The sequence below is a fragment of the Pseudomonas triticifolii genome, from assembly GCF_014358015.1.
GTDB classification, from domain to species: Bacteria; Pseudomonadota; Gammaproteobacteria; order Pseudomonadales; family Pseudomonadaceae; genus Aquipseudomonas; species Aquipseudomonas triticifolii.
The window spans coordinates 107,088-129,646 of the sequence record NZ_JACONV010000003.1 but is presented as its reverse complement, the minus strand read 5'-3'; the positions used below and the strand labels follow the sequence as shown (position 1 = coordinate 129,646).

Below are 22,559 nucleotides of genomic sequence, written 5' to 3'. Positions count from 1 at the left end.
CGGCTGACAGGCGGGCAGCGACTGTTCCCAAAGCGTCCAATCGCTGGAACAATATGCGCCCAGTTAGTTGGCCGGATTCAGGGCCTTCAACGCAATATTCAGGAGTCAGCGGTTTGCAGATCCAGGGTCATTTCGAACTTGAATTCGAAGCAGTGCGTGAAGCCTTTGCGGCATTGTTCGACGATCCTCAGGAGCGAGGCGCTGCGTTGTGCATTCAGGTTGGCGGGCAGACGGTCGTCGACCTGTGGGCGGGCACCGCAGACAAGGACGGTGCCGAAGCCTGGCACACCGATACCATTGCCAATCTGTTCTCCTGCACCAAGACCTTTGCCAGTGTCGCCATTTTGCAACTGGTCGAAGAGGGCAAGCTGCAACTGGATGCTCCCGTGGCCCGGATCTGGCCCGAGTTTGCCGCTGCAGGCAAGGCTTCGATTACTTTGCGTCAGTTGCTGTGCCATCAGGCGGCGCTGCCAGCCATTCGCACACAACTGCCAGCAGAAGCGCTTTACCAATGGGACACCATGACCGCCGCCCTGGCGGCCGAAGAGCCTTGGTGGACTCCCGGCCAGGGCCATGGCTACGCCGCCATTACGTACGGCTGGCTGATTGGCGAGATCCTGCGCCGCGCCGATGGTCGTGGTCCGGGCGAGTCTATCGTTGCGCGGGTTGCACGTCCGTTGGGGCTGGATTTTCATGTCGGTCTGGCGGACGACCAGTTCCATCGCGTGGCACACATTGCACGCGGTAAAGGCAATGTCGGCGACGACGCAGCGCAGCGTGTGCTGCAGGCGACGATGCGCGAACCGGCTTCGATCACGGCCAGGGCCTTTACCAACCCGCCGTCGATTCTGACCAGCACCAACAAGCCGGAGTGGCGCCGCATGCAACAGCCTGCGGCCAATGGCCACGGTAATGCCCGCAGCCTTGCAGGCTTCTATAACGGTCTGCTGGATGGCAGCCTGCTGGAAGCCGAAATGCTCAATGAACTGACCCGTGAACACAGCGTCGGCCAGGACAAGACACTGCTGACCTCGACCCGCTTCGGTCTGGGTTGCATGCTTGATCAGCCGACCGTGGCCAACGCCACGTATGGGCTGGGTCCGAAGGCGTTCGGTCATCCGGGCGCTGGCGGTTCGGTCGGTTTTGCCGATCCTGACCGCGAGGTGGCGTTTGGCTTTGTGACCAACACGCTCGGGCCTTACATTCTCATGGATCCGCGTGCCCAGAAGCTGATCAGGGTGCTTGGTGAGTGTTTGCAGTAACTATCGGCTATAAGTGCTTGTTTCATACCGACTGTCAGTTAATGGGCGCAACGGGAACCGTACGACGGTTTCTCTTTACACCTGTAACTTCATGCGTGTTATACGGACGTAACAACGTTCCCTCTGTCTGATCAAAACTGTTGTGGGTCATCCATGTCGTCCAATAAAAGCCTCGTTCTCGCTCTGTGTATCGCCGTCACCGGCTGTGCTCAAACCCCTCAATCCGATTCTGCTGCGACTGAAGGCCATTGGTGGCAGTTTGGTTCGGGCAGTGCCGTCGACAATGCGTCTGCCAAGGCTCCGGCTTCCAGCCCAGCGCCTGCTGCGCCCGTAGCCAAGGCCGCTGACAAACCAGCACCTGCTGCTGACGCACAGAGCAGCAGTCCTTGGTATTGGCCATTCAGCTCGGACGACAAGGCCGCGGCAAAACCTGACACAGTCGCCAGCAAGCCAGCGGACAAGCCGGCTGCCCCTGCGCTGGTCGCCAAGTCTGAAACGGACAGCAAGTGGTGGTGGCCATTCGGCAGTTCCGAGGTCAAGAAGGACGAGCCTAAAGCCCTGCCCATGCCTGATCCGAAAGTGACCAAAGCCTGGCTGGACGAATACGAGCCGCGTGTGCGCGCAGCCATCAAGGACACGCCGTTTGAACTGGAGCGCCGAGAAGACCTGTTGGCGATCACTGCACCGGTAGACAGCTCGTTCAACCCGGATCGCCCGGCGATGTTGCTGCCGGTCACGCTGGGTCCGATTACCCGTCTGGCCAAGGCAGTCGAGGGTGACAAGCGCACGGCCGTGCTGATTCTGGGCCACGCCGATACCTCGGGCCCAACGGACGCCAATCAGAAAATCAGCCAGGAACGCGCACAATCGGTGGCCGCAATCTTCCGCCTCAGCGGTCTTGAGCGTCAGCGTTTGAGCCAGCGTGGCATGGGCGCGGTGATGCCGCGTGCAGCCAATGACAGCGCGCAGGGTCGTGCACTGAACCGTCGCGTCGAAATCCTGATGACGCCACAGGACACCATGCTCGCGCTGATGAGCCGCTACGCACTGCCGCCGGTTGCCCCGACGCTCGTCGCCGTGCAGGACGTCAAGCCAGCGCCTGCTCCGGCACCCGCCAAGAAAGCGGCTGCGACGAAGAAGGACACAGCCAAGAAAGCGGCACCGGCCAAGGCCAGCACCGCCAAGAAGGCTGCTCCGGCCAAGTCGACCGCCGCAGCGAAGAAGCCTGCCGCGACCAAGACTCCAGCCAAGGATGCTACAGCCAAGAAGCCCGACACCCAGGCCAGCAACTGATCGCCTGATCGCGCGCCTCTGGCCTGATCGCTCCAAGGCATTGCGTGGGGCACCTCTTCGTACGCTCTGGGTCTCTGACACGACACAGAGCGTCACGGCTGCATGCCCAGGCGCGTGGGCACTATTCGCTAGCCAGTCAGCCGTCGAACAACCAGCCGCACCAAAAGGAATGACACCATGACCCAGACCCTGGCTGACATGCGCCGTGACTACACCCGCGACGGGCTGACCGAAGCGCAGTCACCGGACGAGCCGTTCGCGTTGTTTCATCAGTGGTTCGCCGAGGCGGTCAAGACCGAGCAGGCACCGGTCGAGGCCAACGCCATGACCCTGGCGACGGTCGATGAAGAGGGGCGTCCGCACTGCCGAGTGCTGCTGCTCAAGGGCCTCGACACACAAGGTTTCACTTTTTTTACCAATTACGACAGCGCCAAAGGGCAGCACCTGGCCGCTCGCCCGTTCGCCGCGATGACGTTTTTCTGGCCGACGCTCGAACGTCAGGTGCGCATCGAGGGGCGTGTGGTGAAGGTCACTGCGCAGGAATCGGATGCTTACTATCAGGTTCGTCCGCTGGGCAGTCGGCTCGGTGCATGGGCGTCGCCGCAAAGCCGGGTCATCGCCGACCGCGAAGCGCTTGAAAATCTGATCAAACAGACCGAACAGCGCTTTCTCGACACCGCGCCCCATTGTCCCGAACACTGGGGTGGCTATCGTCTGCTGCCTGAGCGAATCGAGTTCTGGCAGGGTCGTTCCAGTCGCCTCCATGACCGTTTGAACTATCGTTGTGTAGACGGCCAATGGACGCGTGAGCGCCTTGCACCCTGATTGAATTATTGGCGGGTCGCACCGTCTTAGCCTTAGGTAAGCGGGCAGTCGCTGTATGGCGCCTGAATGAATTTAATTTGCGGATCCGGGGCCGTGACAGCACCTGTGTCGGGTAGTCTAATGGCCACTGGTTCCTCTGGAGATACCTTTTATGCGCAAGTCTGCTCTTCTGGCTGCCTCGTTCACTGCCATGGCACTGACGTTGGGCGGCTGTACTTCCAATCTCACCGGTGACTCGTATTCCCGTGATGAGGCCCGGACTGTACAAACCGTTCGCCTGGGCACCGTTGAATCGTTGCGTCCGGTGAAAATCGAAGGCACCAAGACCCCGATTGGCGCAGGTGCCGGGGCGGTGGTGGGTGGTGTAGGCGGTAGCGCAATCGGTGGTGGTCGTGGCAGCGTCGTGGCAGCGGTGATCGGTGCTGTGGCGGGCGGCTTGTTGGGTTCTGCGACCGAGGAAGGTCTGACCCGGACTCAGGGCGTGGAGATCACCGTACGTGAAGACGACGGCAGCATGCGCGCCTACGTGCAGCAGGTTCAGGAAAACGAGATTTTCCGGGTCGGCGAGCGCGTCCGCATCATGACCGTCAACGGCACGAGCCGCGTGACACACTGATCTGCCTGGCGGATCACTCAAAACCCCGAGCCTGATGCCTCGGGGTTTTTCGTTTCATGCTGTCGGGTCAGCGTTTGAGCGATGCCCGGCAGGCAGCAGCCATCACGCCATAGCCGATGATGGCCGACAGTATCGATCCGGTCAGGATGCCCATGCGATCTTCCCCCGCAAAGGCACTGACACCTGGTTCGAATGCCAGCGAGCCGACGAACAGGCTCATGGTGAAGCCGATGCCGCACAGGATCGAAACCCCCAGCACATGACCCCAGTTCGCCTCCTTTGGCAGCGAAGCCATGCGCGTCTTGACCGCCAGCCACGTCAGCCCGAACACCCCCAGCGTCTTGCCCAACAACAGGCCTGCAGCGATGCCCAGGGGTACCGGGTGAGTGAAGTTGTCCATCGTTACGCCCGCCAGCGACACACCGGCGTTGGCAAACGCGAACAGCGGCAGGATGCAATAGGCGACCCAGGGATGCAGACTGTGCTCAAGCGTCAATAATGGTGAAGCCTTGGCGCGTGTTCGAAGTGGAATGCAGAACGCCAGCACCACCCCTGCCAGCGTCGCATGGACGCCGCTTTTCAGGACGCATACCCACAACACCAGTCCAATCAGCAGATAAGGCGCAAGTTTACTCACGCCCAACCGGTTCATCACGATCAGTGCGACGATCGATACCGCTGCCAGTATCAGCGAAAGTTGCGACAGCTCGCCGGAATAGACCAGCGCAATCACGAGGATCGCGCCCAGGTCATCAATGATTGCCAAGGTCATCAAAAACAGCTTGAGCGAGACGGGCACCCGCTTGCCGAGCAGCGCGAGCACGCCAAGGGCGAACGCGATGTCGGTGGCCATCGGAATGGCCCAGCCGTTCAAGGCTTCTGGGTTACCGGCGTTCAGCGCAACGTAGATCAGCGCCGGAACCACCATACCGCCAATGGCGGCCGCACCCGGTAATACAATTTGCGAGGGCCTGGAGAGATGACCTTCGAGGACTTCGCGTTTGACCTCCAGACCAATAAGCAGGAAGAACAGGGCCATCAGGCCGTCGTTGATCCATAACAATAACGGTTTGGCGATTTGCACTGCGCCAATCTGCGTCACAACAGGTGTTTCAAGAAAAGCGTTATAGAGCCAGGAAAGTGGCGAGTTATTAATCATCAAAGCCAAAGCAGCAGCGGCGATCAACAGCAGGCCGCCAGCCGCCTCAAGCTGGAAGAAGCGTGTAATGGTATTTCGCATGGGCGCGACCATTCTCCGTCAACGGTAAAAAAAAGGATCGATACCCTAACGTGTTGACTGGAAAGTTAAAGCTAAAGTTTTAGTCGTTTTCGGTCTAATGATGACAGGGTGTTACTTGGTTTGAATTGGCTATTAGTTGATTAAGGATTTCAGTCGTAACTATTTCTTTTTATGCTGTAGGAAGATTCCTAAAAAGCCTGTTTCTTATTGTTGAGTTGTAACTTCGTTAGTGTGTGGAACAGAACGTGTGAGATCGGGCTCAAGGTGAGCGGTATGGAATGCCACTATCAAGAACGCCGTTATGGCGTCCGTGATAGCGACATCAAAGCGTCAGCCTTCAATCCCCAGCATGTCGCGCACCAGCGCTTCGGCAATGCGGATGCCGTCCACGCCTGCGGACAGGATACCGCCGGCGTAGCCCGCGCCTTCACCGGCCGGGTACAGGCCCTTGGTGTTAAGACTCTGCATGTCAGGGCCACGCGTAATACGCAGGGGTGCAGAGGTGCGGGTTTCGATGCCGGTCAACACGGCGTCGTGCAACGAGAAGCCTTTGATCTGCTTGTCGAAGGCGGGCAGTGCCTCACGAATGGCTTCGATGGCAAAGGCAGGCAATGCATCAGCCAGATCGACCAGTTTCACGCCCGGCTTGTAGGAAGGCTCGACGCTGCCCAGCGCCGTGGATGCCTTGCCCGCAATGAAATCGCCGACCAGTTGCGCAGGCGCTTCATAGGTGCTGCCGCCCAACAGGTAAGCGTGAGACTCCAGACGCTCTTGTAGCTCGATGCCGGCCAGCGGGCTGCCCGGAAAGTCCTGCTCCGGCGTGATACCTACCACGATGCCCGAGTTGGCGTTGCGTTCGTTGCGCGAGTACTGGCTCATGCCGTTGGTCACCACGCGGTTCGGCTCGGACGTTGCGGCGACCACCGTACCGCCAGGGCACATGCAGAAGCTGTACACCGAACGACCGTTACTGGCGTGGTGGACCAGCTTGTAGTCAGCAGCACCCAGTTTCGGGTGACCGGCGTACTTGCCCAGTCGTGCACGGTCGATCAGCGACTGGGGATGTTCGATACGAAAGCCCACCGAAAACGGCTTGGCTTCCATGAACACACCGCGGCCGTGCAGCATGCGGAAGGTGTCACGGGCGCTATGGCCCAAGGCTAGAATCACATGGCGTGACGCGATTTGCTCGCCGCCATCCAGTACGACGCCATTCAATTGGCCGTCTTCGATCATCAGGTCAGTGACGCGCTGCTCAAAGCGTACTTCGCCGCCCAGTGCCTCGATCTGATGACGCATGTGTTCGACGACGCCAGTCAGGCGGAAAGTACCGATGTGAGGCTTGCTGACGTAGAGAATTTCCTCCGGCGCGCCCGCTTTCACGAACTCATGCAGGACCTTGCGGCCATGAAAATAGGGGTCCTTGATCTGGCTGTACAGCTTGCCGTCAGAGAACGTGCCCGCGCCACCCTCGCCGAACTGGACGTTGGATTCCGGATTGAGGACGTTCTTGCGCCACAGGCCCCAGGTGTCCTTGGTGCGCTGACGCACTTCCTTGCCGCGTTCGAGGATGATCGGTTTGAAACCCATCTGTGCCAGCAGCAGCCCGGCGAAGATCCCGCAAGGGCCGAAGCCGACGACGATCGGTCGCTCGCTCAGGCCTTCAGGCGCGTGGCCCACCACCTTGTAGCTGACGTCAGGCGCAGGGCCGACGTGGCGATCATTGGCCAGCTTGCGCAGCAAGGCGTCTTCGTCGCTGACCTGAAAGTCGATGGTGTAGATAAAGCACAGTTCGGAGGACTTCTTGCGCGCGTCGTAGCTGCGCTTGAACAGCGTGAAGTCCAGCAGTTCGCTGCTGTCGATGCCCAGACGCTGCAAGAGAGCGGGGCGCAGGTCTTCTTCCGGGTGGTCGATCGGCAGTTTGAGTTCGGTGATTCGTAACATGAAGAGGTCCAGTTTTCGGGCCGCAGGTTCAGCCCGACAGCACTACAAGAACCGGCGATTATAAGCGCTGAACCCCTTTGACGGCGAGTCGAGGTGTGCGGTCCTGGCGACGATGGGTGCCATCGGTCGCCAAAAACGGGTAATGGGTCGGATCAATCGTCTCGCGAACCGCCATAGTAGCCGCAGCCACGCTGGGCTTGACCATTCAGACGCAGTTCGGCGGTGAGGTGTTGCACCGAGCCGTTGACGCTGTCGACGCAGCGCTGAGGCGCCACCCAGACTTCAATGCGCTGGTTATTGGCCTCGCTGCTGACACTGAAGCTGCCGTCCGGCAGTTGCTCTTCCAGGTAGGGCACAGCGAGAGGCGGCTGGCCTTCACGTTCCAGCACCATGCCCTTGCCGCTGACGTTGACGTTCCAAGCGGGTTTGTTGCCATTGACGTGCAGGGTCAGGCGCTTGAAGTTCAGATCATCGCAGGACTGGCCGGGCCGCTCGACACGGTAAACCTGATGCAGGTCCAACTGGCCGTCGCTGTTGGCTGCCTTGCTGGCGGCAAACGAACCACGCAGGTCGGCAAAGACACGGCCCTTGCTGTCGGCAAGGCTCGCGGCTTCCTGCAGGATGCCGGTATTGTTTCGGTCCTTGACCACATAACGGCGCTGCTCGTTGCACGGTTTGAACAACAATTGCCCGTTCTCCCCGGTCAGGTCGCCCTGCATGCGGATCATGCCGGCCGTGGAGACGGTTGGTGTGTCGGTCTTGCTGCCAAGCATCTGGCAGCCGGCAAACAGTGGCAGAAGCGCGAATACGAGGACGGAACGAGCAGCGAACATGGGGCGGGTCTCCAGACAAGTGTCGCCACGTTACGCAGACTGTTGCCGCATCACAAGACCTGATACGTCTGTCCGGTGTGCAAGCCTTCTACGCTCTTGGCGTAGGCCAGTGCAACGTCGGCAGCCGGGACCGGTTTGAAGCCTCTGAAGTAAGCGCCGTACCGCTCCATGGATTCGAGCAGCACAGTCGGGCTGACCGAGTTCACCCGCATCCCGTGTGGCAACTCTATAGCCGCTGCACGCACGAAAGCGTCAATCGCACCGTTGACCAGACTGGCCGAACTGCCCGACAGGATCGGTTCCTGACTCAGCACGCCCGATGTAAACGTGAACGACGCACCCTGGTTGGCAAACGCCTTGCCGATCAGCAGCAGGTTGACCTGGCCCATCAGCTTGTCCTTCAGGCCCAATGCGAAATCGGTTTCGCTCATGTCAGCCAAAGGTACGAACTCCACACTGCCGGCTGCGCAGATCAGTGCATCGAAGCTGCCCACACGTTCGAACATTGCACGGATCGAGGCGCTGTCGCTGATATCGACATGCTCCTTGCCACTGTTGCGACCTATCCGCACGATCTCATGCCGTGACCCCAGTTCGCGTTCAATCGCCGAGCCCACGGTTCCGCTTGCTCCAATCAACAGGATTTTCATTGCGCCGCTCCAGAAGGATCAAATGAGCGGTTAGTGTAGAAAGCTGTATATCCATCGATAAAGATGCTAATTGGAAACCTTTGGTTCTTGATAGGAAACAATCCGTGAGCGAGATGGAGGATCTGGCGGCCTTTGCGGTTCTGATCGAGGCAGGCAGTTTTACTGCCGCCGCACAGCGTTTGAGCTGCAGCAAGGGGCGTTTGTCGAAGCGGATTTCTCAGTTGGAGAAGACCTATGGCGTGCAGTTGCTGCACCGCACCACGCGCACGTTAAGCCTCACCTCGGCCGGAGCTGCGTTGTTGCCTCAGGCCCGGCAGTTGATAGCTCACATGGAGCGGGCACGTAGCATTGTGGAGCTGATGCGTGATGAGATGGTCGGGGAGGTGCGTATCACAACACCCGTTTCGTTGGGTGAAACTTTCTTTGACGGCTTGTTGATGGAATTTTACGAGGCCTATCCGCAGGTGAAAATCGAGCTTGAGCTGAGCAACAGCTTCAGCGACCTGCGGCGTGAAGGGTTTGATCTGGCGATACGCTCACAGGTCGCAAGCGATGAACGGCTTGTGGCTCGACCGCTGCTGGCGATGCAGGAACTGACCTGCGCCAGTGCGCGGTATCTGGATGAGCATGGCTGGCCGCAGACGCCTGAAGATCTGACGCAGCATCGTTGCCTGATCAATAGCCATTACAACAGCGGCCGGTATCAGTGGCTTTACCATCAGCATCACGAACTGAAGCGTGTGCAGATCGATGGCCCGTTTGCCAGTAATCACTACAGTCTTTTGAAAAAGGCAGCATTAGCCGGTGCGGGCATAGCGCGGCTACCGTTCTATATGGTGCACCAGGAACTCGACGACGCACGCCTGCACTGGCTGTTTCGCGAATACCAGACGGCAACCACGCCGATGTTCCTGGTACACCCCTATGAAAGCAAAGTGCCTCGAAGGGTGCAGGTGCTGGCAGATTATCTGGTGGGATGGTTCGAACGCAGCGGCTCGGCGCTGGAGCGGTTGGCTTGATGTTGAGTGATGGCATGATCGTAGCCACGCAGGCGCGATCGTCGTTATGCACAAGCCCGGAAGACGCGCAAAACGGAACCAAAACAAAAATGGCTGACTGAATGCATGCCCTGTGGGAGGCGGCTTGCCGGCGATGGCGTCAGTTCAGTCACGGATAGGTCGCTTCAGAAAAAGCATCGCCGGCAAGCCGCCTCCCACAGTTCGTTGGTTGCAGCAAGACGTGTGTATAGCGATGAGCGCTGGAGCGTGGGCACGATCATCGCACATCGCGCTAGCCGCCCAGATACGCGTCCCGCACTTTTGGATCGACCAACAGTTCTTCACCTGTGCCCTGCATTACCACGCGACCGTTTTCCAGCACGTACGCGCGGTCAGCAACTTTCAGGGCCTGGTTGGCATTCTGCTCGACCAGGAATACGGTCACGCCATCACGTCGCAGTTGTTCGACGATCTCGAAAATCTGCTGAATGATGATGGGAGCCAGACCCAGCGACGGTTCGTCCAGCAGCAACAGCTTGGGCTTGCTCATCAGCGCGCGGCCGATGGCGAGCATCTGCTGTTCGCCGCCGGACATGGTGCCACCGCGTTGTGTGAAGCGTTCCTTGAGGCGCGGGAACAGGTGCAGGACTTTGTCCATCTGCTCCTGATAATCACCCTTTTCGGTGAAAAAACCGCCCATGGCCAGGTTTTCTTCGACGGTCAGGCGGGCAAACACGCGGCGGCCTTCCGGCACCACTGCGATGCTCTTGCGCATGATCACCGACGAGTCCTGACCAACCAGTTCCTCACCCATGTAGCGGATGCTGCCGCTGTGAGCGCGTGGCGAGCCGCACAAGGTCATCAGCAACGTGGACTTGCCAGCGCCGTTGGCACCGATCAGGGTGACGATTTCGCCCTGACGTACTTCCACGTTGACGCTGTGCAGCGCCTGGATCTTGCCGTAGAACGTGGAAACGTTTTCGAACTGCAGCATTTACGCTTCCCCCAGGTAGGCTTTGATCACTTCAGGATTGTCACGAATCTGTTCCGGCGTACCGTCGGCCAGTGGCGTGCCCTGATTGATCACTACGATGTGGTCGGAAATGCTCATCACCAGTTTCATGTCGTGTTCGATCAGCAGCACCGTGGCGTTATGCTCGTTGCGCAGCACGCCGATCAGCGCTTTCAGGTCTTCGGTTTCCTTGGGGTTCAGACCGGCTGCCGGTTCGTCCAGCATAAGGATGCGCGGGCGCGTCATCATGCAGCGGGCGATTTCCAGGCGGCGTTGCTGACCGTAGGCCAGGGTGCCTGCGGGGCGGTTGGCGAATTCCTTCAGGTTGACGGCGTCCAGCCAGTGCTCGGCGTAGTCCATGGCTTCGCGTTCGCTGCGGCGGAAGGCGGGCGTCTTGAACAGGCCCGACAGAAAGTTGGTGTTCAAGTGACGATGCTGGGCAACCAGCAGGTTCTCGACCGCGGTCATTTCCTTGAACAGACGTACGTTCTGGAAGGTACGCACCACACCCTTGCGGGCGATCTGGTGACCGGCCAGGCCCTGAATCGGCTCGCCGTCCAGCAGGATCGTGCCGCCGCTGGGTTTGTAGAAACCAGTCAGGCAGTTGAACACGGTGGTCTTGCCCGCACCGTTGGGGCCGATCATCGAGACGACCTGTTTTTCATGGACGGTGAGGCCCACGCCATTGACGGCGAGCAGACCACCGAAGCGCATGCTCAGGTTTGTGGCTTGCAGAAGAGGCTGGCTCATTTGGCCACCTCCGCTTTCAACTTCATGACAGGTCGTTGCATTGGCAGGAAACCTTGAGGACGCCAGATCATCATCAGCACCATCAGGGCACCGAACATCAACATGCGGTAATCACTGAACTCACGCATCAATTCAGGCAGCAGGATCATCACGATAGCCGCCAGAATCACGCCCAGTTGCGAGCCCATGCCGCCGAGTACCACGATGGCCAGGATGATTGCCGACTCGATGAAGGTGAAGGACTCAGGCGTGACCAGACCCTGGCGGGCGGCGAAGAAGCTGCCTGCGAAACCGGCGAACGCTGCGCCCAGGGTAAATGCCGAGAGCTTGATCACGGTCGGATTCAGACCCAGTGCACGGCAGGCGATTTCGTCCTCGCGCAACGCTTCCCAGGCACGACCGATCGGCATGCGCAGCAGGCGATTGATGACGAACAGCGCGGCCAGGGCCAGCAGCAGGGCGATCAGGTAGAGGAAGATAACCTTGCTGATCGGGTTGTAGTCCAGACCGAAATACTGGTGGAACGTCTGCGCACCTTCGGCAGCACGGCGTTCGAAGCTGAGGCCGAACAGGGTTGGTTTCTCGATGTTGCTGATGCCGTTCGGGCCGCCAGTGATCTCGGTCATGTTGCGCAGGAAGATACGGATGATTTCACCGAACCCGAGCGTCACGATGGCCAGATAATCTCCGCGTAGCCTCAGAACCGGGAAGCCCAGCAGGAAGCCGAATAGCGCCGCCAGCAGACCGGCCAGCGGCAGGCACTCCCAGAAGCTCAGGCCGAAGTAGTGCGACAGCAGGGCGTAGCCATAGGCGCCGACCGCGTAGAAACCTACATAGCCCAGGTCCAGTAGACCCGCCAGACCGACCACGATGTTCAGGCCCAGGCCCAGCATCACGTAGATCAGAATCAGCGTCGCGATATCCACCGCGCCGCGTGAGCCGAAGAACGGCCAGACGAACGCCAGCACGATCAGTGCTGCAAGACCCCAGCGCTGTGTGCTCGGCCGGGTCATGAGGTCGCTGGTTTTCTGCGAAATCAGCGGAGCGCGTTCGCCACGGCGCAGGCCGCTGATCTTCTCGGCGAACAGCACGCGCAGAAACAGCAGGACTGAACAGATCGCGATGATGGTCAGGGTCATGGGGCTGGCGTTCTGCACTTGCAGGGTCACGCCGGAAAAGGCCAGTTTCAGGCCGAACACCGGATAGGCAACGGCCCACACCAGTGCAGCGCTGAACAGCGCCTGTTTGAAGGACTTGCTCATACTTTTTCAACCTCCGGACGACCCAGAATGCCGGTCGGGCGGAACAGCAGCACCAGAACCAGCAGGCCGAAGGCCACGACGTCCTTGTACTGATCACCAAAGATGTCGGCACCGAAGGCTTCGGCGACGCCCAGCACCAGACCGCCCAGCACAGCGCCGGGGATCGACCCGATGCCGCCCAGTACCGCAGCCGTGAATGCCTTGAGGCCCACCAGGAAGCCGGCGCTCGGGTTGATCACACCGTATTGCATGCTCAGCAACATGGCGGCAACGGCAGCCAGCGCGGCACCGACCACGAAGGTCAGGGCAATGATGGTGTTGGTGTTGATCCCCAGCAGATTGGCCATCTTCATGTCTTCGGCGCAGGCGCGGCAGGCGCGGCCCATGCGCGAGCGGGATATGAACAGGGTCAGTCCGGTCATGGCCAGCAGCGTGACGACGAACACCACGATCTGCATGTAGGAAATCAGCACTTCCTGTGCGCCGCCTGGACCGAAAGACAGGCTGCCGGGCAGCAGGTTGGGGATAGCAAAGTTGCCGGAACCCTGTGAAAGCTGAACCGAGTTCTGCAGAAAGATCGACATCCCGATCGCAGAAATCAGTGGAATAAGACGGTTGCTGTTGCGCAACGGACGGTAGGCGACGCGCTCGATGCTGTAACCGTAGGCACTGGTGACGATGATGGAGGCGGCGAAGCCTGCGATCATCAACAGCGGCAGGCTGTCGATACCCATCATTGCAAGGCCGGCAAGCGCCATGAACGCAACGTAGGAACCGATCATGTACACCTCGCCGTGGGCGAAGTTGATCATTCCGATGATGCCGTAAACCATCGTGTAGCCGATGGCGATCAATGCATACGTGCTGCCAATGGTCAGGCCATTGACCAACTGTTGCATGTAGTGGAATAACTCGGGCATTTACCGCGCTCCTAAAAACCTGATCTGCATTTCTCCGGCCTGCGTCGGGTACGCATTCTGTCGATGCGTTGCCAGTGACGCTGCCAGCGAACCGCTGGTAACGGTTTTAAGATTTTCAGGGGGCCTCGTTACCGGATCTCGGCAGGCGGGCCATGATTCGTAAAACAAAGCCCACTGCGGTTGCAGTGGGCTTCGGTTATCAACGCAAGCTGCTTATTTTGCGGCTTCGGTCTTCGGCTTGCCGAAGTGCCACTCGTAGACCACGAACTGGAAGTTCTTCAGGTCGCCCTTGGCGTCGTAGCTCAATTCGCCCATCGGGGTCTTGAAGGTACCGGCGTGGATGGCGGCTGCCACTTTGTCGGTGTCTTCGGACTTGGCGGCAGCGATGCCGTCAGCAACGACCTGAACGGCGGAGTAGGACGGGTACACGAACGGACCGCTCGGGTCCTGGTTCTTGTCCTTGAATGCCTTGGTCAGCGCCTGGTTGGCAGGGTCCTGGTCGAAGGACTTCGGCAGGGTGACCAGCAGGCCTTCGGAGGCTTCGCCAGCGATTTGCGAGATGGACTCGTTGCCCACGCCTTCAGGACCCATGAACCTGGCGTTCAGGCCTTTTTCCTTGGACTGGCGCAGGATCTGGCCCAGTTCCGGGTGGTAGCCGCCGTAGTAGACGAAGTCGACATTGGCTTGCTTGAGTTTGGCGATCAGCGAAGAGAAGTCCTTGTCGCCGGCGTTGATGCCTTCGAACAGGGCAACCTTGACGCCTTTGTCTTCCAGGGTTTTCTTCACCGCAGAGGCAATGCCTTCACCGTATTGCTGCTTGTCATGAATGACTGCAACGATTTTAGGCTTGGCGACGTCGGCGATGTAGTTACCGGCTGCCGGGCCTTGCGCGCTGTCCAGACCGATGGTGCGGAACACCAGCTTGTAGCCACGGCTGGTGATGTCAGGGCTGGTGGCTGCCGGGGTCACCATAATGATGCCTTCGTCTTCATAGACGTCGGAAGCAGGTTGAGCGGAGCTGGAGCACAGGTGACCGATGACGTATTTCACGCCGTCGTTGACGACCTTGTTGGCGACTGCAACGGCCTGTTTCGGATCGCAGGCATCATCGTATTCGACGGCTTCGAGTTTCTTGCCACCCACGCCGCCTTTGGCGTTGATCTGCTCGATGGCCATCTTGGCGCCGTTGAACTGCATGGTGCCGTACTCGGCTACAGGGCCGGTTTTCGGGCCGGCGATGCCGATCTTGATGGTGTCAGCTGCGAACGAATGGCTGGCAACCCCTGCCATAACCAATGCGGCAAACAGCTTGGAAAGCTTCTTGGTACCCTTAGTCATGATGCTCCACTCTTGCGTTGTAGTTTTTATAATCCTGCTGGCCAAGGCTACAGGACCGGCTTCGACACCGGCCTTTCCCCGCTCCGCCAACTGTACCGGAACAGTTTAGAGTGCCGGTGAATCGCTTGGAAAGCGTGGGGCGGGGGAGTGGACCGGTGTGTGTCGCTTAATCGAAAGAAAGTTACATAATCCAACCACATAGGGTTTTGAAAGACCCGGCGCAGCGTGGTGGATGTGTGGGCTCTCCTGCAATCAATCACTTGCTTCTGGGTTTGTCTGCGGGAAAGGCGGCGGTATCATTGCGCCGATTTTCTTTTTGGTGAAACCCATGACGCAAGAACCTAGCACCCTCTATGCCAAACTGCTTGGTGAGACCGCTTCTATTTCGTGGAAAGAATTGCAACCATTCTTTGCCAAGGGTGCCCTGTTGTGGGTCGAGCTGCCGCTGGATTTGATCGAAGTGGCCGAGGCGGTGGCCGAAAATGACGCACCCAAAGTGTCTGCGTGGCTGGCCGAAGGACAGGTCGGCAAGGTGTCTGAATCAAAGGCAATGGAGCTTGTGGAGCAGGATCCGGTGCTTTGGGCAGTGGTAGTGGCACCTTGGGTGTTGATTCAAAACAGGGCGGCTGACTGATCGTTGCTCTTTTTTGGTGCGCTGGGCGTTGAGTAATTGGGTGAGAACGTAACCCGGCTTTCGTCTTCGTATCCAAACGCAACAGTGGTCGACTTCATTCAGGTGCTTCACCGGGCCCCTCAATCGGTTGAGCGTGAGCGTTTAGTGCGCAGCGGATTGCGGGCAGCGATGGCATGTTCCGCGCCAGGCAGGTCTTCAAACAGGTCCATTGATATGGGCGTGTCGCGCTCCTGCACTCTCGCTTCTAGCATGAGCGAGGCGGGCCATAGGCTGACAGGCTCGCGTTGATTCATTTGCCTGACCAACGGCAGTATCCGCTCCAGCGGTTGCGGCTTGCTGAACAGGTAGCCTTGCACATAATCGCTGCCGAACTGGCTCAGAAATTCCAGTTGTGCGGGAGTCTCCACGCCTTCCGTCACGACCTTGAGGCGCAGCGTGTGTGCCATGACGATAATCGCCTGAACGATCTCCATGTCCTGGGGGGACTTGGGAATATCGATAATGAAGGATCGGTCGATTTTCAGTGTGTCCAGCGGCAGGCGTTTGAGGTAGGCCAGTGACGAGTAGCCTGTGCCGAAGTCGTCGATGGACAACGAGACCCCCAGGCTTCGGATGTGTTTGAGCATCAGGATGGTAGTGCTGATGTTGCCCATCAGCGCGTTTTCGGTCACCTCAAGCTCCAGTCTGCCGGGAGCCACGTTCGCCTCGCTCAAGGCGTGTTCGACTTCTTCGGCCAGCTCGTCGCGGTTCAGGTTCAGCGCGGAGCAATTCACCGTGATGATCAGATTGTTCAGACCGTCAGCGCCCAGGGCACCCAGGTCCTGGCACGCTCGACGCAACACCCAGTTGTCCAGTTCTGCAATCAGGCCGTTGGCCTCGGCGATGCTGATGAATCGATCCGGCACCAGCAGCCCGTGCTGTGGATGGTTCCAGCGCACCAGGGCTTCGAGCTTGGCCACGTGCCCGGTGCGCAGGTCAACGATGGGCTGGTAGTACACTTGCAAGCCGTTTTCTTCGCGCAGCGCGTTACGCAGTTCTTCCTCCAGGTGCAATTCCAGACTGGCCTTGGTCTTCAAGGCCGGACTGAAGAAGTTGACCCGATTGCGGCCGTTGCCCTTGGACTGGTAAAGCGCAAGGTCCGCGTGTTTAAGCAGCTCGTCGCACGTGGCCCCGTCACGCGGAAAGACCGCGATACCAATACTGGTGGTCATGACCATGCGCCTGCCTGCCAGCGCAATGGGCTCCTTCATTTTCTGCATGACGCGATGCGCCAGATGACGGGCCTCTTCGTAGTTGGGAATGCTCAGCAGAATGCAGAACTCATCGCCTCCGAAGCGCGACACCACATCCTGAACGCGGGTGGCACTGCGAATACGCTCTGCAATTACCTTCAGCAGCTCATCCCCGGCATCATGGCCCAGGCTGTCATTGATGCGCTTGAAATGGTCGATGTCCAGAAACATGACCGCCAGCATGCCTTTGCCGATGGTGTGCTCGAGCAGCTTCTCGGCGAATATCTGGTTGAAACCGCGACGATTGATCAGGTTGGTAAGCGGGTCGTAATGCGCCACTTGCTGGAGCGAGACGCGTGCCTGGTCCAGTTGGCTGAGCAGGGCGTTGACGCGCTGCAGATCATGTTCTTTGCCTTGCAGCTTCTTGTCAGCCATCGCTGCGCTAATGCTTCCCGCGATGATCAGTAGGGTAATGGCGGCAATGGTCAGCCCCAACTGATGACTGTTTGCCGTGTTGGGGATATGCAGTTCGCCCCCCTCAGGAATGACCAGCCGCAAGGCACGCATGCCCATCAGATGCATGGTCAAGAGGCCTGCGCCCAACAGCAGGCTCACGCCGTACCGAAACATTTGATGGAACATGCCACTGTAGTGTCGCAGGTGTCGGGAGAGCGTCAGCAGGGCCACGCTCGCCAGAATGGCCACCAGAATTGACAGCGTAAACGTGCTCGGCTCGTAGTACTGCGCGGCATCCGAGTGCATCGCAGCCATGCCCATGTAGTGCATGACGCTGATTCCGATACCCATAGCGAGGGCGCTCAGCAGGCACCGTTTGACGCTCAATGACTGGACGGTCAACGCCCTCATGGCGATCAGTGCTGTCAACAGCACAATCAGCAATGATCCCAGCGTGATGCCCAGATCGTAAGTGATGGTCAGCGGCGCCTGAAAGGCCAGCATGCTGATGAAGTGCATGGCCCACACACCACCCGCCAGACAAAGCGCCCCCAGCGCCTTCCAGACCCGTCGGCTTCTTGTTGCGTCGACATGAATGACTCGGTCGGCGATGTCCAGTGTGGCGAAACAGGCCGCACAGGCCACGCCGTAGGCCAGTGCTAACAGAAACAGATTGTGACTGCAGTCGATCAGCAATTGCCCGTTTGCCGGCATGCCGACAAACATATTCAAACCCAGCCACTCCATAGCGAGCCCTATTTCTTCACTGCCAGGGCGCCAAGGCTTAAGGCCTGGGCGATTCGAGCTGAGTATAGAAGCTGTGAGCAGCTTGCCACTATGACGACGAACAAATTTGGAATGGGGCCAATAACGAATGGTTATAAAAAAACATCACCGAGTGTGCGGTTTACGAATGTTTACAGACAGTCAGGCGCTGGCCTTCTAGATTGATACGACTAATAAGAAGGGACGACTGCCTCATGAGCACGCTTCGTACGGAAACCCCCACTCAGGCCGCCAATGCATGGCGCGTCCTCTTTCTGCTGTTTCTGGCCAACCTGTTCAACTTCTTCGATCGCACCATTCCGGCCATTATCGTCGAGCCCATACGAATGGAATGGCACCTGAGCGATTTTCAGCTCGGGCTCCTCGGGACCGCCTTTACGTTGGTGTACGCCATCGCGGGGTTGCCGCTGGGGCGCATGGCCGACAATGGGTCGCGCAAAAAGCTGATGGGCTGCGGCCTGGCGGTGTGGAGCGGGCTTACGGCAGTCAACGGCATGGTCGGAAGCTTCTGGACGTTTCTTCTGGTGCGCATGGGTGTTGGTATCGGCGAAGCCAGCTACGCGCCTGCAGCCAATTCGCTGATCGGTGATCTTTTCCCGGCCCATAAGCGATCCCGCGCCATGGGCATCTTCATGTTGGGGTTGCCACTGGGTTTGCTGTTGGCGTTCTTCACCATTGGTGCGATGGTCAAGGCGTTCGACAGTTGGCGCGCGCCGTTCTTCATCGCTGCGGTGCCTGGGCTGCTGCTCGCGGTATTCATTTTCTTCATCAAGGAGCCCAAGCGTGGCGCGGCTGAAAGCGTGCGCATGTCGCAAGTCAAAATCGAGAAACCGATTCGCCGTGTGCTGTCGATTCCGACCTTTCGCTGGCTGGTACTGGGCGGCCTGACGTTTAACTTTGCCACCTATGCCTGCAACTCATTCATGGTGCCGATGCTGCAACGCTACTTTTTGCTGCCGTTGCAGGAGGCGGCTGTCGCAACGGGCGTTATTGTCGGTGTGACCGGATTGGTCGGCCTGACGGTGGGCGGCTGGATCGCCGATAAACTGCACCAGCGCTCACCTAACGGTCGCCTGTTGTTTGCGGCTTTCAGCATGCTGGTGGCGACGATTGCCACGGGCTATGCGTTGCACGCCGGGCGGATCGAAATCGGTATGTTCGTGGCAGTGTTCAGCGTGGGCTGGCTGTTCGCGTACAACTTCTACACCTGTGTCTATACCGCGATTCAGGACGTGGTCGAGCCGCGTTTGCGGGCTACAGCGATGGCATTGTTCTTTGCCGGGCTGTACCTGCTGGGTGGCGGGGCGGGGCCGGTGGTGGTCGGTTTGCTGTCCGATCATTTCGCTCATGCGGCCATGACGGTCGCGGGTGCCGAGGTGATGAGCGAAAGCTTCAAAGCCATCGGCTTGCACGACGCCATGTACCTGATTCCGGCAGCATTGCTCATGACCCTGGTGTTTCTGTTTCAGGCATCGCGCTGCTTCAGCAAGGATGCCGAACGCATGAAAGCAAGGATGGTGGCCGAGGAGCCGGCAGAGGATGTATCGGAGGGGGCGGTGGTTTGAGTGGGTCGGATCAAGGTCTGTTTGAGTGAACAAGCCCGCTCCCCGGGATTTGACCAGAGAGCAAGCTTGTGTCAGCGACAGCAGGCAGTCATCAGCCCGCCACGAGCACCCGAATCGCTTCCAGACGTAACGCGGCTTTTTCCAGCATGGCCAGACCTTGCTCACGCTGCGTGCGCAGAGCGACCAGTTCGCTGTCGCGCACCGTCGGGTTGACCGCTTGCAAGGCCGTCAGGCGTGCCAGTTCTTCTTCAGTATCGGCTGCCAGACGACGTTGCGCTTCGGCTACGCGCTCGGCGTGTTTCGGCGTGATCTTCTCTTCACCTGCGTTGATGCGAGGCGTGAGCACATCGCGTTGCGCCTGAATGAACTTGTTGGCGCTGGCACGCGGCACGCTTTCGAGCTGGTCGTTCAAGGTGTTGAACGATACGCGGCTCGACAGATCATTGCCGTTGGCATCGAGCAGGCAACGCAGCGCAGCCGGAGGCAGGTAGCGACCCAGTTGCAAAGAACGCGGCGCAACCACTTCGCTGACGTAGATCAGTTCCAGCAGCACAGTGCCCGGCTTGAGCGCCTTGTTCTTGATCAGCGCCACGGCGGTATTGCCCATGGAGCCAGATAGCACCAGGTCCATGCCGCCTTGCACCATCGGGTGTTCCCAGGTGATGAACTGCATGTCTTCGCGAGACAGCGCCTGGTTACGGTCGTAGGTGATGGTCACGCCTTCGTCGTCGCCCAGCGGGAAGCTGGCGTCGAGCATCTTCTCGCTCGGTTTTAGGATCAGCGCGTTTTCCGAATGGTCTTCGCTGTCGATGCCGAACGCGTCGAACAGGGTTTCCATGTAGATCGGCAGGCTGAACTGGTCATCCTGTTCCAGAATGTCTTCGACCAGTGCCTCGCCTTCACCTGCGCCACCGGAATTGAGTTCCAGCAGGCGGTCGCGACCGGTGTGCAGTTCGCTTTCCAGACGCTCACGTTCGGCGCGCGCCTCGTCGATCAGGCTTTGCCACTCATCGTCGTCACCGCTTTCCAGCAGCGGTAGCAGGCGCGGGCCGAACTGATGCTGCAGGGCGTTACCGGTCGGGCAGGTGTTGAGGAACGCGTTGAGCGCTTCGTGATACCACTGGAACAGCCGGGCCTGCGGGCTGGTTTCCAGGAACGGCACGTGCAGCTCGATGATGTGTTTCTGGCCGATACGGTCCAGACGACCGATACGCTGCTCCAGCAGGTCCGGGTGGGACGGCAGGTCGAACAGCACCAGATGATGGGAGAACTGGAAGTTGCGGCCTTCGCTGCCGATTTCCGAGCAGATCAGCACCTGAGCACCGAATTCTTCATCCGCGAAGTAGGCGGCAGCGCGGTCGCGCTCAAGGATGTTCATGCCTTCGTGGAAAACCGTGGCCGGGATGCCGGAGCGCACGCGCAGGGCGTCTTCCAGGTCCATCGCGGTCTCCGCGTGGGCGCAGATGACCAGCACCTTCACACGCTTGAGCATCTTGAGGGTATCGATCAGCCAGTCGACGCGCGGATCGAAACGCCACCAGCGTTCTTCCTCGCTGACTTCCGAGTGGGCCTGAAAGCTGACTTCCGGGTACAGGTCGGGATGTTCGCCGAGTGGCAGCTCCAGGTATTCGGCCGGGCAGGGCAGCGGGTAGGCATGCAGTTTGCGCTCAGGGAAGCCCTGTACAGCGGCGCGGGTGTTGCGAAACAGCACGCGGCCTGTGCCATGGCGATCGAGCAATTCGCGGATCAGGCGAGCCTTGGCTTCATCGTCGCCTGCGTTGACGGCTGCCAGCAGGGTGTCGCCTTCGGCACCGAGGAAGCCATGAATGGTCTTTTGCGCTTCTGCCGAGAGCACGCCCTTGTCGAGCAGTTCCTGCACCGCCTGAGCGACGGGGCGATAGTTGTCGCTTTCGGCCCGGAAGGCCTTGAGGTCGTGGAAACGATTTGGGTCCAACAGGCGCAGGCGCGCAAAGTGGCTGTCCTGGCCGAGTTGTTCGGGCGTGGCGGTCAGCAGCAGTACGCCGGGAATGACTTCGGCCAGTTGCTCGACCAGTGAGTACTCGGCGCTGGCCTTGTCTTCGTGCCAGACCAGGTGGTGCGCTTCGTCGACCACCATCAGGTCCCAGCCGGCCGCGAACAGGGCGTCCTGAGCCTTTTCATCCGAGACCAGCCACTCCAGCGCAACCAGCGCCAGTTGGGTATCTTCGAACGGATTGCCTGCATCGCTCTCCATGAAGCGCTCGGCGTCGAACAGCGCGACCTGCAGGTTGAAGCGGCGGCGCATCTCGACCAGCCACTGGTGCTGGAGGTTCTCCGGCACCAGGATCAGTACCCGGCTCGCGCGCCCCGACAGCAGTTGGCGATGGATCACCAGACCGGCTTCGATGGTCTTGCCCAGGCCTACTTCGTCGGCCAGCAATACGCGCGGCGCAATGCGGTCCGCCACTTCGCGAGCGATGTGCAATTGGTGCGCGATAGGTTGCGCACGCACACCACCCAGCCCCCACAGGGAGGACTGCAATTGGCGGCTGGTGTGTTCCAGCGTGTTGTAGCGCAGGGAAAACCAGGACAACTGGTCGATCTGGCCCGCGAACAGGCGGTCGGTTGCCAGACGGAACTGGATGAAGTTGGACAGCTGGGTTTCCGGCAGCGTGACCACTTCGTTCTGGGCGTTGAGGCCGTGATAGACCAGCAGCCCGTCGACATCGTCCACTTCGCGGACGGTCATCTTCCAGTTTTCGAAGTGAGTGATCACATCGCCCGGAGAGAAACGCACGCGGGTAAGCGGTGCATTACGCAGTGCGTACTGGCGCGTGTCGCCAGTGGCCGGGTAGAGCACGGTCAATAAGCGGCCGTCCTGTGCCAGAACGGTGCCTAAACCCAGCTCGGCTTCGCTGTCGCTAATCCAGCGTTGCCCCGGTTGATACTGCTGCGCCATGCTGC

The 22,559-nt window shown here is 59.5% G+C and carries 18 protein-coding genes; 7 read left to right on the top strand and 11 right to left on the bottom strand.

Annotation, left to right across the window (positions count from 1 at the left end; all coding sequences use genetic code 11):
- Positions 1-113 precede the first annotated feature (113 nt).
- The 4 genes from H8S56_RS07935 to H8S56_RS07920 all read left to right on the top strand — a co-directional run bounded on the left by H8S56_RS07935 (position 114) and on the right by H8S56_RS07920 (position 3,996).
- Entirely contained in the window at positions 114-1,262 is a 1,149-nt protein-coding gene (locus H8S56_RS07935; RefSeq protein ID WP_024684735.1) for an EstA family serine hydrolase, read from the top strand.
- A gap of 153 nt (positions 1,263-1,415) precedes the next feature.
- Complete coding sequence (locus H8S56_RS07930; RefSeq protein WP_024684736.1) at positions 1,416-2,555, top strand: OmpA family protein; 1,140 nt, start codon at positions 1,416-1,418, stop codon at positions 2,553-2,555.
- 177 nt (positions 2,556-2,732) lie between these two features.
- Complete coding sequence (pdxH, locus tag H8S56_RS07925; RefSeq protein WP_024696066.1) at positions 2,733-3,380, top strand: pyridoxamine 5'-phosphate oxidase; 648 nt, start codon at positions 2,733-2,735, stop codon at positions 3,378-3,380.
- Positions 3,381-3,531: 151 nt separating this feature from the next.
- Positions 3,532-3,996: an outer membrane lipoprotein gene (locus H8S56_RS07920; RefSeq protein ID WP_024684738.1), complete on the top strand. Its 465-nt coding sequence runs from the start codon at positions 3,532-3,534 to the stop codon at positions 3,994-3,996.
- 67 nt (positions 3,997-4,063) lie between these two features.
- Here H8S56_RS07920 and nhaA read toward each other — a convergent pair whose 3' ends face one another.
- From nhaA to H8S56_RS07900, 4 genes are all read right to left on the bottom strand, one after another.
- Positions 4,064-5,248, bottom strand: coding sequence for a Na+/H+ antiporter NhaA (gene nhaA / locus H8S56_RS07915; protein ID WP_187518326.1), 1,185 nt, complete (start codon positions 5,246-5,248; stop codon positions 4,064-4,066).
- A 318-nt stretch (positions 5,249-5,566) separates the two neighbouring features.
- Entirely contained in the window at positions 5,567-7,180 is a 1,614-nt protein-coding gene (locus H8S56_RS07910) for an NAD(P)/FAD-dependent oxidoreductase (RefSeq protein ID WP_187518325.1), read from the bottom strand.
- A gap of 152 nt (positions 7,181-7,332) precedes the next feature.
- Positions 7,333-8,013 (bottom strand): COG3650 family protein, encoded by a 681-nt coding sequence (locus tag H8S56_RS07905; RefSeq protein ID WP_024684741.1) that lies wholly within the window; start codon positions 8,011-8,013, stop codon positions 7,333-7,335.
- Between the two features lie 50 nt (positions 8,014-8,063).
- Positions 8,064-8,663 (bottom strand): short chain dehydrogenase, encoded by a 600-nt coding sequence (locus H8S56_RS07900; RefSeq protein ID WP_187518324.1) that lies wholly within the window; start codon positions 8,661-8,663, stop codon positions 8,064-8,066.
- Between the two features lie 104 nt (positions 8,664-8,767).
- Here H8S56_RS07900 and H8S56_RS07895 point away from each other — a divergent pair, with 104 nt between their 5' ends.
- Positions 8,768-9,682, top strand: coding sequence for a LysR family transcriptional regulator (locus tag H8S56_RS07895; protein ID WP_187518323.1), 915 nt, complete (start codon positions 8,768-8,770; stop codon positions 9,680-9,682).
- A 271-nt stretch (positions 9,683-9,953) separates the two neighbouring features.
- On the opposite strand, the gene H8S56_RS07890 is transcribed toward H8S56_RS07895, so the two are convergent.
- From H8S56_RS07890 to H8S56_RS07870, 5 genes are all read right to left on the bottom strand, one after another.
- On the bottom strand, positions 9,954-10,655 hold the full coding sequence (locus H8S56_RS07890) for an ABC transporter ATP-binding protein (protein WP_024688527.1): 702 nt from the start codon (positions 10,653-10,655) through the stop codon (positions 9,954-9,956).
- Positions 10,656-11,423 carry a high-affinity branched-chain amino acid ABC transporter ATP-binding protein LivG gene (gene livG, locus H8S56_RS07885; RefSeq protein WP_024695491.1) on the bottom strand — a complete coding sequence of 256 codons (768 nt, stop codon included), beginning with the start codon at positions 11,421-11,423 and terminating at the stop codon, positions 10,656-10,658.
- Complete coding sequence (locus H8S56_RS07880) at positions 11,420-12,685, bottom strand: high-affinity branched-chain amino acid ABC transporter permease LivM (protein ID WP_024688525.1); 1,266 nt, start codon at positions 12,683-12,685, stop codon at positions 11,420-11,422. The genes livG and H8S56_RS07880 overlap by 4 nt, the downstream gene beginning before the upstream one ends.
- Positions 12,682-13,605 (bottom strand): high-affinity branched-chain amino acid ABC transporter permease LivH, encoded by a 924-nt coding sequence (gene livH / locus H8S56_RS07875; protein ID WP_024688524.1) that lies wholly within the window; start codon positions 13,603-13,605, stop codon positions 12,682-12,684. The genes H8S56_RS07880 and livH overlap by 4 nt, the downstream gene beginning before the upstream one ends.
- A gap of 213 nt (positions 13,606-13,818) precedes the next feature.
- Positions 13,819-14,943 (bottom strand): branched-chain amino acid ABC transporter substrate-binding protein, encoded by a 1,125-nt coding sequence (locus tag H8S56_RS07870; protein WP_024688523.1) that lies wholly within the window; start codon positions 14,941-14,943, stop codon positions 13,819-13,821.
- Positions 14,944-15,271: 328 nt separating this feature from the next.
- Here H8S56_RS07870 and H8S56_RS07865 point away from each other — a divergent pair, with 328 nt between their 5' ends.
- The gene (locus H8S56_RS07865) at positions 15,272-15,577 is read left to right on the top strand and encodes a DUF2288 domain-containing protein (RefSeq protein ID WP_187518322.1); all 306 of its coding nucleotides are present in this window, start codon (positions 15,272-15,274) and stop codon (positions 15,575-15,577) included.
- Positions 15,578-15,696: 119 nt separating this feature from the next.
- Here the strand turns inward: H8S56_RS07865 and H8S56_RS07860 are convergent, their stop codons facing one another.
- Positions 15,697-18,012: a putative bifunctional diguanylate cyclase/phosphodiesterase gene (locus H8S56_RS07860; RefSeq protein ID WP_187518321.1), complete on the bottom strand. Its 2,316-nt coding sequence runs from the start codon at positions 18,010-18,012 to the stop codon at positions 15,697-15,699.
- Between the two features lie 233 nt (positions 18,013-18,245).
- Here H8S56_RS07860 and H8S56_RS07855 point away from each other — a divergent pair, with 233 nt between their 5' ends.
- Positions 18,246-19,616 carry a spinster family MFS transporter gene (locus tag H8S56_RS07855; protein ID WP_187518320.1) on the top strand — a complete coding sequence of 457 codons (1,371 nt, stop codon included), beginning with the start codon at positions 18,246-18,248 and terminating at the stop codon, positions 19,614-19,616.
- Between the two features lie 91 nt (positions 19,617-19,707).
- On the opposite strand, the gene rapA is transcribed toward H8S56_RS07855, so the two are convergent.
- The gene (gene rapA, locus H8S56_RS07850; protein WP_024695494.1) at positions 19,708-22,554 is read right to left on the bottom strand and encodes an RNA polymerase-associated protein RapA; all 2,847 of its coding nucleotides are present in this window, start codon (positions 22,552-22,554) and stop codon (positions 19,708-19,710) included.
- Positions 22,555-22,559: the final 5 nt, after the last annotated feature.